Genomic DNA, 16,373 nt, shown 5'->3' with positions numbered 1-16,373 from the left:
GGCCGGAAACATTAAAAAACGCTGACTCTCGGTAGGATAAGCAAGCAGACTATATCCGCCATTTTAGAAATTCAACAAATCAGTTATTTTTGGCATTATTATGAGCTTGAAAAAAAGACAACCAACGGGACATCTTTCTGGCGTGAAAGAAATAGCGAGACGGGCTAACGTTTCAATAGCTACGGTTGACCGTGTTATCCACAATCGGAAAGGTGTCTCGGAGACTACCCGGGCGAAAATCAATGAGATTATTAAAGAAATTGGATTCCAGCCTAATATTCTGGCGAGTCGGCTGGCCTCGAAGAAGACGAATCGCTTTGCTTTTTTAATTCCCAATGCCCGGGAAACCGATTACTGGAAAGCATCATTGGACGGTCTAGAGCGTGGCTATCAGGAAATCAAACAATATGGTATTTTCTTGGATAGATATCTGTTTGATCTCAATGATAAAAGTACGTTTGTCAAACATGTCAGTAGCATCGCCCAAGATAATTATGATGGCATCATTGTGGCTCCTTCGTTTATTGAAGAAGCAGCTAATTTTGCTTCGATCTGTCAAGACCGGCAAATTCCCTATGTATTTATCAATTCTGACGTGCCAAGCAAGAACAGCCTTACTTACATTGGTCCTCACTTATATAAGAGTGGCTACCAAGCCGGTCAACTCGTTCGATTTGGATTGAAGCAGGGAAAAGTGTTGATCATCAATATATCCAAGGAAATCGATGCCTATCACCACCTGCTTCGTAAAGAAGAAGGTTTTCGGCATTACATCGAAGATACCAACACTTCCGAAGCCCGTATTACCATTGAAAAGATAGATATCACCAACACAACCGATGAGTCTGTCAGTAGTCTCCTGGATGATTTCCTAAAAACGCATACGGATATAGATGCCTTTTTTGTTACCAACTCCCGAGTAAAGAGCGTTGCAAAATATCTTCGCGGCACCGCACTGCACCATCAAATCCTGATTGGATATGATTTGTCTGAAGAAAATATCAACTATTTAAAAGATGGCACGATTGATTTTCTTATTGGTCAAAAACCCGAGGAGCAAGGATATTTGGGTATTATGTCGTTATTTCAGCATGTGGTGGCAGATAGGAAGATTGAAAAGGAGCAATATATGCCGATTGATATTATCACAAAAGAAAATTTTGAGTTTTATAAAAATTGACTTGATTCCATAAAAAGTCTTGCAAATTCAAAATGGATTCGCTTATTTAGCGGGTACGTTACCGATACGATTATAAACAAATTATCAAATTGGGCTAAGGAGCAAATGAAATCGAAGCGTGCTTCGCCATCTTTTATTTTCACGGATTGCGGGTGCGTACACGCAGAGGTTAGGTCGGATGTATTGCAACAAAACGAAGGGTATAATTAACGATTATGGACATTTCTAGGAGAAAGTTTATTGTCAGTAGTTCCGTATTAGGTGTTGGAATGGTCGCCTCTCCAATGATCTCCGGTAAAGGAACTTCGATGGCGGGGAAACCGGCTCTAACGATGTTGCTATTTGCGGTTCTGCTTTTAAGCGCCGTCAGCGGATTTGCTCAGCGCTCGGGAGAAGATTATCCAATCGTTTCTCATGACGCAGCATGGTGCTGGTTTTCTGATCCAAGAGCCGTTTACCATGCAGGGACACATGAACAAGTCTATTTTGGATACATCAGCAGTCAGGGAGATGTGGTCATCGGCGCCAATGATTTTCTGACGCATGAGATAACTACGTTTGTGCTGCACGAAAGATTACAAGTGGATGACCACAATGTACCTTCGATACTTATTCTTCCGGACGGCCATATCCTTGTTTTTTATACGGAGCATAATGGGCGTTTTTTTATGCGCAAAAGTAAAAGGCCAGCAGATATTCGTGAGTGGAGCGACGAACGGATCATTCCATTTGGGGGAGATCGCATCACGTATTCTCATCCGGTTATGCTAGCCGGGGAACAAAACCGGATTTATGTCTTTTGGAGAGGGAGCGATTGGCAGCAAACTTTTGCATATAGCGACGACCAAGGCGATACGTGGAGCGAACCCCACGTGCTCATTGCGAGTAAAGGGACCAAAAATCGCCCGTATCTAAAAGTCAGCTCAGACGGCCTTAGCCGAATTGACCTGGTTTTCACAGATGGTCATCCCGGTGTGGAGCCGACCAATTCGGTTTATCATATGTATTATGAAAAAGGAGTATTTTATCAAACCGATGGTCGCCTCCTAACAAAGATGGATCAACTGCCTATTTTGCGGGAATCAGTTGACAAAGTTTACGATGGGAAGCAAAACGGAGTGCGGAGTTGGATAGCTGACGTGGCTTTGGGCGACGACGGCAAACCGGTTGTTTGTTATACGACATTTCCGGAAGACACGGATCATCGATATCACTACGCCTCGTGGGACGGCGACCGATGGATGGATGAGGAAATTTGCAAAGCGGGGGGGTGGATGCCGCGAGTGGCGCCAGGCGAAGCGGTTAGGGAACCGCATTATTCGGGAGGTCTTGTCATTGACCACAGCGATGTAAGTAGTGTCTATCTATCGCGTGAAATAGGTGGCTATTTTGAATTGGAGCACTGGAAGAAAGGGACGACCGGATGGGACACCACTCCGCTCACCGTTCATTCATCCACCCATAATGTGCGGCCTTATGCCGTAAAATTACCAGCAGGTAGACCGCCGGTTGTTTTATGGATGACAGGACACTACAACCATTATACAAAATTTGATACGATGTTGCGCATTCACAGGTCGAATCGAGAAAAGGAATAGTACATTTAAATATAATATAAATACATCATGGATAGAAGAAAATTTATCACAAATGCATCACTGGCGGCCGCCGGTATTGGAATGGCAGGGTATGCAAAGGCGGTCAGTGGTCAGATGCCTGCATCAGGAAAGCGAGTTGGGATTATTGGATTGGATACGTCACACAGTATGGCATTTACGAAAGGATTAAACGATTCTTCAAGTGCATTAAGCAATTCAGGTTATCGGGTGACGGCGGCTTACCCATACGGAAGTACGATTGAAGTCAGCACCAGCCGAATCCCTGGTTACCTTGAGCAAATTAAACCCTATGGAGTGAAGATTGTTGACTCCATTCGCACGTTGTTAGCAGAAGTTGACTATGTATTGTTGGAGACCAACGACGGTAATCCGAGGTTGCAACAGGCCATAGAAGTTATCGAAGCGGGGAAACCGGTGTTTATTGATAAGCCGGTAGCGGCTTCATTCGAAGATGTTCGGAAAATCTACAACTTGGCTGAAAAGCGTAACGTTCCGGTTTTTTCCACGTCATCGCTGCGGTACATGGGCACGATTCAGGACGCTATTAACGGTAAAATAGGTAAAATCTTAGGAGCGGATACGTATAGCCCGGCGACGATTGAACCTCATCATCCTGATTTATTTTGGTATGGAATCCATGGTGTGGAATCGCTGATTGCCTTGATGGGAGTTGGATGCAAAGAACTAAGTCGTGTCCATACCGAAGGTACGGATATCGTGGTGGGCACTTGGGCGGACGGTCGTATCGGTACGTTCCGGGGTACGCGTACAGGTAAGCATACATACGGCGGCACAGCCTATGGAGAGCAGGGAGATCTGACGTTGGGCCCCTATAAGGGATACGATACATTATTGAGCAAGATTATTGAATTTTTTGACTCAGGACAATCTCCAGTGGATGCAAACGAAACGTTGGAGATTTATCGGTTTATGACGGCCGCTGATCTCAGTAAGGCCCGAGGTGGTGCCAAAGTGGCATTGGCAGAGCTTGGTTAAGGAAGCGGTAGCCGCTAGCGCATAATTTCGAAGCTATGGTTTGCCAACTATACATTTATCAATTAAAATCGGCAATTTTTAAGCTGACACTGCTTGTTGTGTTCTTACAGAACGCGTGGGAAGTGTGTGCGCAGACCGATACAACCAAACGGAAAGCGTATTTGGAGCAACTGCGATTAATTCGGTATCCGCATCCAACGAATAGGCCGCGCGACGTATTTTCTTCTTTCGTAAGGCTTAGCTATCGGGATAGTACGTGGGATGATTGGCAGCAACGTACCGGGGAATTACCTCCGGACTTTGATACGTTGCCCGTCAATGCGTTTTTACCTGATCCTTTGATGTGGGAAGAAAACGGACAAAGTCAACGGATTGAAAGCCTAGCCGATTGGAAAAAAAAGAAGGCTTGGATAGGTGAGCAAGTGAAACATTTGTTTTCGGGGACGTTTCCCCCTCCTCCCAATAATTTACGGGCACACATCTTATCGGAGCGATCGGAGAACGGTGTGAAAATACAGCAGGTGGAGTTGCGGTTTGGTGAGTCAGAAGCGGCTAAGCTTACCCTTGAATTGTTGATACCCCCCGGCAAAGGACCATTCCCGGTTTTTATGTCACAATGGAATCACCGGGTCTGGGCTAAAATTGCAGTGCGACGGGGATATATCGGATGTCTATATGCTGGTGCGGATATCAACGACGATACGGAGTCGTATCAAAAATTATATCCCCAATACGATTGGAGCATCTTGATGACTCGCGCTTGGGGAGCGCAACGAGCAGTTGACTATCTATACACGCGCGAAGAGGTCAACAAACAACAGATCGCACTGGCAGGCCACTCACGAAATGGAAAGCAATCGCTATTTGCTGCGGCGTTTGATCCCAGAATTACAGCGGTGATTAGCAGCAGCGGAGGCACAGGTGGAGAGATTCCTTATCGATATACGGACGAACGGTATGACAACGAATCCATCGATTTCCTGTGCTCCATTCGGCCGCAGTGGTTGCACCCTCGTTTGCGCTTTTATGCGGGACGTGAGCACCAACTTCCCATCGATCAGAACTCATTGATGGCGCTGATAGCTCCCAATGCCTTACTGATGAGTTCCTCCGTAAGAGAAGGTGGCGGGGGCGATCCGTGGGCGATCGAGCAAAATTTTAAGTCTGTAAAACGCGTATACGCGTTTTTAGGTGCGCCAAACAATGTGGGTGTCCGCCTTCGCGACGGCGGACATAGCGTTTCCGCAAGAGATATTGAAGCCTATATAGACTGGCTTGACATCCGATTCAGCCGCAGACAACTTCCGTGGGAAAACAAGCTGGTATACGATTATTCTTTTGATAAATGGAAGGAACTTAGCGGGGAACGAATTAATCCCGACCAATTTCCACAGGCTCCTGGTTTGTTGGATGAAAAGAAGACCTTCGTAAATACGTTGGATTGGAATCAAACGAAGCAAGAAGTCCGGGAGCGAGTTCAATGGCTGTTGGGAGAAGAGCCTCCGGGTTTGAAAGGCGACTCGTTGAAGCAATTGGTGCCCGCGGAAGATTACCTGAGTAAACTCATTGATCGACCGGTCGTTCGCAATGGTAAAAAGCAAAGTTTGGGGCCTTACTCGAACGCTGTAGGCGATAACCTTTTTGCCTCACTGTACTACCCCGTTGACGAATCCGGTGGTATGAAATTCGGAAACCGGGCAAAGTTGCCGGTTGTTATTTTTTTACACGACTATGCAAATACGGGATTCGGGATGAGATACCGCGACCTGTTTGAGGGATTCCTTTCGAAGGGAGTCGCTGTGCTGGCAATTGATCTGTTAGGGTACGGAGAACGGATTGACGAGGGTACGTTATTTTATGAGCGATATCCACGGTGGTCAAAGCTCGGTAAAATGGTTGCGGATACACGCGCGGCTATTGATGCAGCAGAAAGCTTGGATTTTATCGATTCCGATCATATCTATATCGCTGGGTATGCCCTGGGAGGAACCGTCGGCCTGTTTACAGCGGCATTGGATGATCGGCTAGCCGGAGTTGCCGCGGTCAGTGCTTTCACATCGTTTCGAGATATGCAGGGGGATGGGCAGCGTGAGGGTATTTTGGCGTTTTCTCATTTGCATGGCTTGCTTCCCAGGCTTGGTTTTTTTGTCGGTAAAGAAGATCATATCCCAACAGATTTCAACGAAATTATTGCAGCCGTTGCACCCAGACCTGTATGGATAAACTCGCCGACGCTAGACCGGCATGTCAATCCCGATGCGCTACGGAAGTGTGTGGAAGAAGCGCGGGGTGTGTATCAATTATATGGTGCGGAGGACGCACTCAGCTTAGAAACACCGCTGGGTTTTAACCGGTTTACCAGCGAGCAGAAACAGGGAATGATTCATTGGATATCGTCGTGTGTTGACGAACCGATGTAAGGTATTTCACGCTACTGAAAATGAAAAGATTAACGCCCATCAATGAACAATATGTACTTCAGCAGCTACGGAAGGGGAATGAAACAGCTTTTGAAACTATTTATAATGCGTATTACCAGCAACTCATCGGGCATTTACTCCGTTTGCTGAAATCTGCCGAGCTGGCTAAGGAGGTCGTACAGGATACTTTTTTGGCTTTATGGGAACACAGGGAACGTGTAGACGAGCATAAACCCATTAAAGCCTATCTGTTTAAGATCGCAACGAACAATGCGTATAATATCTTTAAGAGAGCGGTTCACGATGAGAAAGTAAGAGCCTACCTTTATCCGGCGACTGAAGCGGGTTACGAACATATTGAAACCCATCTATTGGAGAAGGAAAACGAACAACGTTTCCGCGAAATACTGCAACGGATGCCCGCTAAACAACGGATCGTATATACACTTTGCAAACTCCACGGGAAAAGCTACGACGAAGTTAGCAAGGAACTCAATATATCAATCGGTACCATACACACCCATATCAAGCGAGCAAATCAATTTCTGAGGAAAAGAATAGCAAGCTACGCGGAATTTTCCATATCAATTTTGTTTTTTTTATTTTCTATGTACCCATAAATCCTTTCAGGATTGTATAAACCTACAAAGCACTTGTTTTGGAAGGTCGGGAACATATTAAGTACATTTTTGCCAGATACCTTAGTGGTAACTATACCCAAGAAGATTTGGTAGCTCTGCTTAGTTATTTTGATATCGATGACGAGGGAGACGCCCTAAAAGCATTGATTGAAAATGAGCTGGATACTGAATTGGATATCGATGAGCATCAAGTACAGATAGACGAGGTAGATCGTTGGGTAAGAAAATCGCTCAAACGAAAAACACGCCGCCGTCCGAAACACCTCCGTGGTAACCGTATGCTATTGGGAATAGCTGCTTCGGGTCTCCTGATAGCGGGTATCGGCAGTTGGATTTTCTTTGGAGATTCGGTTTCGGAAGGCCCGGTCACAGCGCCCCGTGCACAGGAAATAGAACCCGGCAAAAACCGCGCTGAACTTGTGTTAGACAACGGCCCGGCCATTGCATTGAGCGAAGACCAAACAGGGATCGCTATGGAAGGCGGTGGGATCGTATATGTAGATGGTACGGCCATCGTTCAGGCGAAAGAGGTACAATACGTTTCCCTTTCGACTCCGCGGGCGGGACAGTATCAGGTAACGCTGCCCGATGGTAGTAAAGTGTGGCTGAATGCTGAGTCGGTGTTGCGCTATCCAACGGCTTTTACAGGAGACAGACGGGAGGTGGAAGTAACTGGCGAGGCGTTTTTTGAAATTGTACCTGATGCCTCACATCCATTTGTGGTGACGAGCCAAGAACAGGAGCTGATTGTGCTGGGTACATCATTTAATGTAAAAGCTTATCAAAACGAACAGGCAATTACGACAACATTGGTCACAGGAAGTGTCCGATTGGAGAAGAGCAACGGTGGATCCGCCACAACCCTCATGCCCGGGCAACAGGCAGTTCTGCGAGACAATGAAATTGAGGTGAGGCAGGTAGATGTGATGGAAGCGATTTCGTGGAAAGATGGTATCTATGTGCTTAGCAACTCAGATTTAGTCGAACTGCTGCAACAGCTGGAGCGTTGGTATGATGTGGAAGTGACGATGTGGCCACGACGTGAGACACGTTTGTCGGTCATCATCCCGCGAGATGCCAAGCTACGGGAAGTACTCCAGGCCATCGAATTGAAAACCGGATTGAAGTTTAACGTAGAAGGAAGGAGGGTTATAACAATAGAATAATTACAAAAAACTGCCGAGGTGGTTGCAACACCTCAGACAGTATGTTGAGTGACTTCATTAAAAATGCATTAACCAAAGTTTAAACCCAACAATACAAACGTAACGATTTCTATCGAGAACGTCTGTATTGCTCATGAAGCAAAAGAAATGAAAAGCGAAAGACTTCGATACCACCTTGATGATCCGGTATCGCCACAAATCTATTTAGCCATGAAATTGACCCTAATTATCTTTTTTGCATCCATTACGGTTGCATTGGCTAAGGTCCATGCGCAACGCATTAGCTTAAATCATCACCAAATTCGGCTGAAAACAGTATTGGTTGAGATCAGCAGGCAGTCTGGTTATACGTTTATTTATGACGAAAAGGAGCTAAATCAGGCCAGTCCTGTCACCATCCGAGTCAAGAATAAAAGCGTAGACGAAACCTTGGCTATTTTATTCAAAGAGCAGCCATTGCAATACCAAATCAGTGGTGAATCTATCGCCATAACGCTAAAAGAATTACCAACCCTTGCTAGAACCTCAGCAGCATTGCGACAGGAACAAACGATTACCGGTCTTGTAACCGACGAAGAGGGTCAACCGCTGGAGGGGGTAACGGTAATCATCCAAGGTACTTCTATAGCTTCCAAAACTGACGCCAATGGTCGCTACCGTATAAATATGCCTGCAGATGATGGTACGTTGATGTTTTCCATGCTTGGTTACAACACTATGGAACAGCCCGTAGGAAACCGACAAACTATAGACATTGTAATGAATTTATCAGTTAGCGATTTAGAAGAAGTAGTTGTAGTTGGCTATGGCACGCAAAAGAAAAGTGATTTAACAGGGTCGGTTACACGTGTCGATGCAACAACGTACGAAAATCAAAGCATGACGCAGCTAAGCGAGATGCTTACAGGTACGGTAGCTGGCTTTAATGCGAATCAAGCTACTTCTGCTGAAGGAGGGAGCTCATTGGAAATCAGAGGACAAACATCATTAAGCGCTAGTACACAACCATTAATCGTATTGGACGGCGTGATTTTCAACGGTAGCTTAGCAGACATAAATCCGAAAGATATTGAGGCAATTGATATTTTGAAAGATGCGAGCTCTGCAGCTGTATTTGGTTCAAGGGCGGCCTCCGGCGTTATCATCATTACGACAAAAAAAGGCCATACGGGTAAGCCGTCAATCAATTTTCAATCCACGATAGGTATTACGGAAGTTACCAATAAAGACATCCGGGCGTTAACGGCAAAAGAATATACCGATTTCAGAAGGGATTTATTGATCCAGACGAACCCCAACACTGTTGATTATTACTTTCATAATCCGGACGATCTTCCTTCAGGTATCAGTAAAGAGGAGTGGTTAAACTACAATAACAATCCCAACGCGGACATCACAAAAGAATGGCTTAACCGACTCCTTTTCTTTCCAGCTGAAGTTGAAAATTACATAGCCGGGACCGGTGTCAACTGGTATGATGAGGTTATACAAAAAGGGCTTAGACAGAACTATGATATCAGTTTGAGCGGAGGATCAGAAAGGGCTAAATATTACTGGTCTTTAGGTTATACTGATAATGAAGGTATCATCGTGGGAGATGAATTTTCCACGATACGTTCCAGATTGAATCTTGATGCGGAAATTACTGACTGGTTAACGGTTGGAGTTAACACGCAGTTTGCTAATCGGGATGAAAGTGCCGTGGCGGCAAATGTGGAACAAATGCTGATCTCCAGCCCCTTCGGTTCCATGTATAATGAAGACGGTACGTTAAAATGGTTCCCAAACGATTACCAGGGAGGTCAAAACCCACTGATCAATCATAAATACCAAGATAGATTAAGTACCACAAATAGTCTGTTTGGTGTTATTTATTCTGAATTAAAACTTCCCTTTGGCATTAATTACCGATTATCCTACCAACCCAGATTGTCGTTCACCAAAGATCATAATTTTTGGGATTCGAGAACGATTAACGGAGGGCGAACTCATATTAACGGGTATGGTACCCGTGAGGACTCCCAGATGTATGAATGGATGGTAGATAATCTCATTAAATGGAATAGAAAGATTGGCTTACATCATTTCGACGTAACGCTCCTTTACAATATTGAGAAGTTCAGAAACTGGTCTTCTTTTCAAAGCGGGGAAGATTTCAGTCCTAACCAAAACCTTTCCTTTCATGGGCTACAATTTTCCGCTAACGATGTAATCAGAAATGATGATAACGAATCAACAGGCGACGCCCTGATGGCCCGACTAAATTATACACTATTAGATAAATACCTACTAACCGCTTCGTTAAGAAGGGATGGTTATTCGGCTTTTGGTCAAAAGAACCCAAGGGCAACTTTCCCTGCTTTAGCATTTGCCTGGAAGATCGACGAAGAGAAATTTTTCTCAAGTAACCTGATTAACAATCTGAAATTAAGACTATCATGGGGCATTAATGGAAACCGGGAAATCGGGCGATACGCTGCACTGGCACGTTTATCTCAAAATTTATACTCCAACGGTTCGCAAGTGTTGGTTGGGGTATTTAACAGCTCTTTGGCAAATCCCAGTTTGGTCTGGGAAAAAACGAAAGCTTATAATCTGGGCTTTGATCTGGGCATACTCCATAATCGGATCAACGCTACCCTCGATGCATATCAAATGACGACCTTGGATCTGTTGATGCAGCGGAACCTGCCACGCATAACAGGTTTTGATGATATTACAACAAACCTAGGTGAGTTGGAAAACAGGGGAATTGAATTAGGCATTACGACGGAAAATATCAATAGGGAAAGCTTCCAATGGAGATCAAACCTGGTTTTTTCCTTAAATCGAAATAAGATCAAAAGGCTTTTCGGAGATTTTGAAGAAGTGGAGATAGATGGGGAAATAGTAAGACGGGAGATTTCAGATATTTCCAATCAATGGTTTATCGGACAACCGATCGACAGAGTATGGGATTACGAGATCACAGGAGTTTGGCAGGAAAGTGAAGCAGAAGAAGCAAACCTGTACGGACTTTTACCAGGAGACTATAAGGCTGTTGACGTGAACGGGGATAAGGTTTATTCAACCTTAGTTGATAAGCAATTCATAGGTTGGAGGCAACCCCGGTACCGGATTGGATTAAGAAATGACTTTACGTTTTTAAGAAACTTTTCTGCATCCATTTTTATTCGTGCCGATCTTGGCCATATCGGTAGTATAGCCGAATTTAAACACAATAATACCGAGCTTTATGACAGACGAGGAATGCGTGCAGTTCCCTATTGGACCGCGGCTAATCCATCAAATAAATATGGTTCATTAACCGCTAGTGCTGCGCCCTATAGCGGGGGATACAACCTGTATTTTCCGCGCTCTTTTGTAAGAATTCAGGATTTTACCGTGTCGTATAAATTACCAGCGAAGATTATTCAGAAGGGAAATTTGACTAATACGCGGATCTTTGGCGCTGTTCGGAATCTCTATAGCTTTGATCAATGGGAAGACTGGGATCCGGAATCGGGAGGCTCTCCAATGCCCCGGATTTATTCATTTGGTCTGGATGTAACTTTCTAAGTTCATTAGTTAACAATGATAAATTATAAAGACATGAAAGGAATAACCAATATACCGCTGTTATTTTTGCTTTTAGTTCTTACAGCATGTTCAAAAGACTGGCTGAAACCCAAGCCTCTTTCTTTTTATGCACCAGAAAACGTCTATATTAATGAAGAAGGCTTTGAAGCATTAGTGGTGACGATGAGCAAAGATATTAAGCAGGAGCATTATAATGGTCGCTCCCTGATGGTGAATGAATACGCTATGTCAGATATGGCGGTACCGGGAGCCTTGGCAAATGCCGTAGTAAAAGATTTTCCACAGGTATTAACGCCGGCGGGAGATGGAGGTACCCATGATTATCCAGGTAAGCTGTTTACGCATGCCTATAATTCCATAAGGAGTGCCAATGTGTTAATTTCCAGGATTGATGAGGTACAATGGGATCTGGAAGAAACGAGGAACCACTTACTGGCATCTGCTTATTTTTATCGGGCATACTGGTATTACCGCTTGGTAAACTCTTATGGCGATGTACCGTTCATCGGGGAGGAAATAACCGGTCCGAAATTGGATTTTTATACCCATTCCAGGTGGGCGATACTTGACAAGATCCAAGCGGATCTGGAATGGGCCGTGCAGTGGCTTCCGGTATCAGCGCAGCCGGGGGCAACGACCAAAGGTGCCGGCAATCATTTATTAGCCAAGATTTCATTGGCTAACCTAGATTTTGACAAGGCAATAACTGCAGCTACAAACGTGATCGAAGGACCTTACGCATTGATGACAGCGCGGTTCGGACAAGATGCGGGCAACTCTGGATATAATGTCATATGGGACCTTTTTAGGCCGGCTAATATTAATAATTCCGCCAATACAGAAACGATATTCAGCGTAATTGATCGGGTTGAGGACCCTGATGGAGCCCGGGAGGTCGGTTCATTTTTACCCCAGGCATATAATCCGGCCTGGTGGCATGCAAAAGTCCGGGATCATAGCGGAGGTGCAGGGATGGTAGATGTGGGTGAACAATACGAAACATATAAGAGAGGAAATGCGAATGCCCGTTTGACACCTTATTATCTTTACGAAATCTGGGATTATCAGCATGACTTAAGAAGAAGCGACGCGAATTGGGTGGAATGGAATGAGTTATTATACAACAATCCATCTTCTCCCGATTTTGGAAAACCTGTTGACCGTTCGAATTTTGCCACTCCGGCTGATACGTTTCAGCATAGCTTTTCTTTTCCCCATTATAAGACTTATTACCCCGGGCAAAATACAGGGGGAGGAAACGGAGATATTTACATCTTTCGCTTGGCTGGTACATACCTCATCAGGGCCGAAGCTTATTTCTGGAAAAATGAACTTGACCAGGCAGCGATGGATCTGAATAGAGTCCGCGAAAGGGCGGGTGCTCTGCCCATAACCGCTAATGATGTTACCATTGATTTTATTTTTGATGAACGTGCCCGCGAGTTGGCTACGGAAGAACCCAGGCACGGTGAGCTGGTAAGAGTATCTTTTATCATGGCGAGACAGAACATGAACGGATATAATCTGGAAAACTTTAGTCAGAATAACTGGTTTTTTGATAGAGTGATGGCCAAAAACCTCTTTTTTCAGATAAATTTTTCGTGGGGACAACAATCGTATCGAATCGCTCCACATAATGCGTTGTGGCCCATCCCTGAAACCGTCATCTCGGAAAATACGTTGGGGATTATCAATCAAAATAAAGGCTATTCCGGAACAGAACGAAATGTTCCACCCTTAGAGATCATTGAGTAACGTTTTTAGAAATTACAATAGCTCTTTTAGTGGCTTTTAAAGTATCAGACGATGGATACATTAGGTTTGTATGTAGCCCGGATCCTTATTTTGCTTATGGGATACCACTTTATATTTCCAATGGCATTATATGGCCAAGGCTATGATAAAAAAGCAAAAAATTTGGATTTTCCAAATGAAAATCTGGAACAATCCTTTCCCAACATCATCATCATTACAGTCGACAATGTAGGGTACGGTGACTATAAACTTTATAATAAAAGGTCACCCATTATTACGCCCAATTTAGATAGAATCGCAGCAGAAGGAGCTGTACTGACTAACTTTTATACAGCCGGAGCAACATGCACGACGTCAAGGGCTACCCTATTGACAGGCAGGATTCCGCAACGGAATAAACTGGATTATCAAATGAATGGTTTAGCCGACAATTACGGGATTGGGCTGCGTCAATCAGAAATTTTACTTCCTCAGGTAATCAAGAACAGCCCGGGAAATTATGCAACAGCAGCCTTCGGGAAATGGAATATCGGCTTTGCGCCCGGCTCAAGACCTACGGACCGGGGTTTTGATGAATACTTAGGAATCGTTTCAGGCAATGCGGATCATTTTACACACGTATATGCCGGCAATCCTGATCTGTATCATAATACGGAGGCCGTTAGCCGGTCAGGTGAATACAGTACAGATATGTTTGCCAATGCAGCCATCGATTTCATAAAAACGAATGCAAAGATGTCCAGGCCGTGGTTTATCTACCTGCCATTTGATGCCCCGCACTCGCCCGGGCAGCGAAACATTCCACCGGATGAACTCCCTATCTTCAAAGCACCGGATGCTGCTTTTGAACCCTATGGGATTTCGCCTGATGAAAAAGACCCCATCATGCGGTATCATGTCGTAGTTACGGCAATTGATAGGGCTATTGGCCGACTTCTAAGTACATTGGACTCACTAGACATATCAAAAGACACCTTTATTTTCTTTTACTCAGATAATGGCGCTAATGTAAAGGCTGTCCAAGAGCGTATCATGGGCGTTCAATTCAGCACAAATACACCGCTAAGAGGAGGGAGCTCGACGTTGTATGAAGGAGGAATACGTATCCCGGCCGTCGTAAAATGGGGCAATAAGATAAAACCCGGTTCCCTGATCAATACCCGCCTGTGGTCTCCTGACTTTTTTACCGCATGTGTTAAATTATCCGGAGCTGAACTACCAGCAGATCGTGTTATTGACGGGAAAAACCCTTTACCGGTACTTCTTGGAGAAACAGCATTTTCACCCCATGCTACTTTGTATTTCGAGATAGGGGAATTTGATGCTTTACATTGGGGGGATTGGAAAATAGTTCGGGAGAATACCAATGACGCCTGGCAGTTATTTAATATAAAAGAGGATGTGTCAGAAGCAAATGACCTTGCCCTGTCCAGACCAGATTTGGTTCAGAAGCTAAGAGAAACGTTTAGTCAGAAACAGCGGGAGGTTCAACACGCTTCAGCAATAGAGGAAAATAAACGAGTTGTTCAGACAAACAATTACATATATTGAACGATCATATGAAACAGTTAATTCACAAGGTATTGTCAACCAAATTGTCCATCCTATTCCTTTTTATTTTTCCCTTGAGTCTTGTAAAGGGTCAACAGCTCCCTTCCAGACCGAATTTCGTCATCGTGATGACGGACGACCAGGGGTATGGGGATGTTGGCTACAGGGGGAACAGTAATGTACAAACCCCGAACCTGGACGACATGTCACGGAATGGGTTGCGGCTGGACCGTTTTTATACCGCACCGGTCTGCTCCCCGACGCGGGCGGGGGTGATCACGGGCCGGTACCCTACGCGAACGGGCGTTTTTTCCTGGGGGCACATCCTCAGGCCGGAAGAGCAAAGCTTCATTAACCACCTGAAAGCAAGCGGCTATCAAACGGGCTTTTTTGGCAAGTGGCATATCGGATCGATCACTTCGGATCACCCGACCAACCCCGGGGCTCGGGGTTTTGACACCTGGTGCGCAGCGGCGAACTTTTATGAGAACGACCCCTGGATGAGCAAGAACGGCGAACCGGTGCACCTGAAAGGAGAGAGTTCTGAAGTAACGGTGGACCTGGCTTTGGAATATATTGACAAGGCCATGCAGGCAGAATCACCGTTTCTTGTGTTTATCTGGCTGGGATCTCCCCATCTTCCCCACCAGGCCTCGGAAGAATTAAAAGACCTGTACGCGGACGAGCCGGAGAACCTGAAGAACTATTATGGGGAGTTGACCGGAATCGACCGGGCCATGGGGAAATTGCGGGACCAGTTGAAAAGCAAGGGGATTTCAGATGAGACGCTGCTCTGGTTTTCGAGTGACAACGGTGGGAAGCTGCCCGAGGCCGATAACGGTCCGTTGCGGGACCAAAAAGGGTCGCTGCATGAAGGGGGGATCCGCGTACCTGCACTGATCGAATGGCCGGGGAAGATCGAGCACAGGATCTCGGACATGCCCGCAAGCACGTTAGACATTTTCCCTACGGTTCTTGAACTGGCCGGTGTAGACCTATCGGGCATCAAATATCCGCTGGATGGAATCAGCCTTGTACCCCTGCTTCATGACAGGATGGCTCGCAGAGCTAAACCGCTTGGTTTCTGGGATTATGGAGAAATTAAGGGGAAGGGCATGAAAAGCGATCAGATCATTCAGGACTACCAGCGAGTGCTGTCGGGTGAGCTGCCGGCCGATTCGCTGAATGAAGGTTTATTGAATCCGCCGGATATGGCCTATGTGGGCCTGGACCGTTATCCTTACTCGGGTGAGTTCGCATGGATTGATGGCGAATGGAAACTGTACCAGGAGGGGGAAGTCCTGGAGCTGTACAACCTGAAAAGTGATGTCCGGGAGGAGCATGACCTAGCGGACCGTTATCCCGATAGAGTCGAAAAGATGCGGAAAGCACTTTTAGACTGGCAACGGTCGGTCATCAGGAGCATCCGCGGCGAAGATTACAAGTGAGTGATAAATTAATTATCT

The 16,373-nt window shown here is 45.4% G+C and carries 10 protein-coding genes; all 10 read left to right on the top strand.

Annotated features, from left to right (window positions below; genetic code table 11):
- Positions 1–100: 100 nt before the first annotated feature.
- The 10 genes from BMZ56_RS06105 to BMZ56_RS06060 all read left to right on the top strand — a co-directional run bounded on the left by BMZ56_RS06105 (position 101) and on the right by BMZ56_RS06060 (position 16,355).
- The gene (locus BMZ56_RS06105) at positions 101–1,180 is read left to right on the top strand and encodes a LacI family DNA-binding transcriptional regulator (protein WP_090625509.1); all 1,080 of its coding nucleotides are present in this window, start codon (positions 101–103) and stop codon (positions 1,178–1,180) included.
- Between the two features lie 215 nt (positions 1,181–1,395).
- Positions 1,396–2,778, top strand: coding sequence for a BNR-4 repeat-containing protein (locus BMZ56_RS06100; protein ID WP_090625507.1), 1,383 nt, complete (start codon positions 1,396–1,398; stop codon positions 2,776–2,778).
- A gap of 27 nt (positions 2,779–2,805) precedes the next feature.
- On the top strand, positions 2,806–3,795 hold the full coding sequence (locus BMZ56_RS06095) for a Gfo/Idh/MocA family protein (protein WP_090625504.1): 990 nt from the start codon (positions 2,806–2,808) through the stop codon (positions 3,793–3,795).
- 35 nt (positions 3,796–3,830) lie between these two features.
- Positions 3,831–6,215 carry an alpha/beta fold hydrolase gene (locus BMZ56_RS06090; RefSeq protein ID WP_090625501.1) on the top strand — a complete coding sequence of 795 codons (2,385 nt, stop codon included), beginning with the start codon at positions 3,831–3,833 and terminating at the stop codon, positions 6,213–6,215.
- Between the two features lie 20 nt (positions 6,216–6,235).
- The gene (locus BMZ56_RS06085; protein ID WP_090625499.1) at positions 6,236–6,835 is read left to right on the top strand and encodes an RNA polymerase sigma factor; all 600 of its coding nucleotides are present in this window, start codon (positions 6,236–6,238) and stop codon (positions 6,833–6,835) included.
- 38 nt (positions 6,836–6,873) lie between these two features.
- A complete protein-coding gene (locus BMZ56_RS06080; protein WP_090625496.1) occupies positions 6,874–8,022 on the top strand; it encodes a FecR family protein in 1,149 nt (382 codons plus the stop codon).
- Positions 8,023–8,169: 147 nt separating this feature from the next.
- On the top strand, positions 8,170–11,580 hold the full coding sequence (locus BMZ56_RS06075; protein ID WP_218146478.1) for a SusC/RagA family TonB-linked outer membrane protein: 3,411 nt from the start codon (positions 8,170–8,172) through the stop codon (positions 11,578–11,580).
- A gap of 33 nt (positions 11,581–11,613) precedes the next feature.
- Positions 11,614–13,356, top strand: a complete 1,743-nt coding sequence (locus tag BMZ56_RS06070; RefSeq protein WP_090625808.1) for a RagB/SusD family nutrient uptake outer membrane protein — start codon at positions 11,614–11,616, stop codon at positions 13,354–13,356.
- Between the two features lie 51 nt (positions 13,357–13,407).
- Positions 13,408–14,907 (top strand): sulfatase-like hydrolase/transferase, encoded by a 1,500-nt coding sequence (locus BMZ56_RS06065; protein WP_090625493.1) that lies wholly within the window; start codon positions 13,408–13,410, stop codon positions 14,905–14,907.
- 8 nt (positions 14,908–14,915) lie between these two features.
- The gene (locus tag BMZ56_RS06060) at positions 14,916–16,355 is read left to right on the top strand and encodes a sulfatase-like hydrolase/transferase (RefSeq protein WP_090625491.1); all 1,440 of its coding nucleotides are present in this window, start codon (positions 14,916–14,918) and stop codon (positions 16,353–16,355) included.
- The last annotated feature ends 18 nt before the right edge of the window (positions 16,356–16,373 follow it).

Origin of the sequence: Parapedobacter indicus (assembly GCF_900113765.1) — a bacterium.
Taxonomy (GTDB): Bacteria; Bacteroidota; Bacteroidia; order Sphingobacteriales; family Sphingobacteriaceae; genus Parapedobacter; species Parapedobacter indicus.
This window is presented reverse-complemented; position numbering and strand designations above follow the sequence as displayed.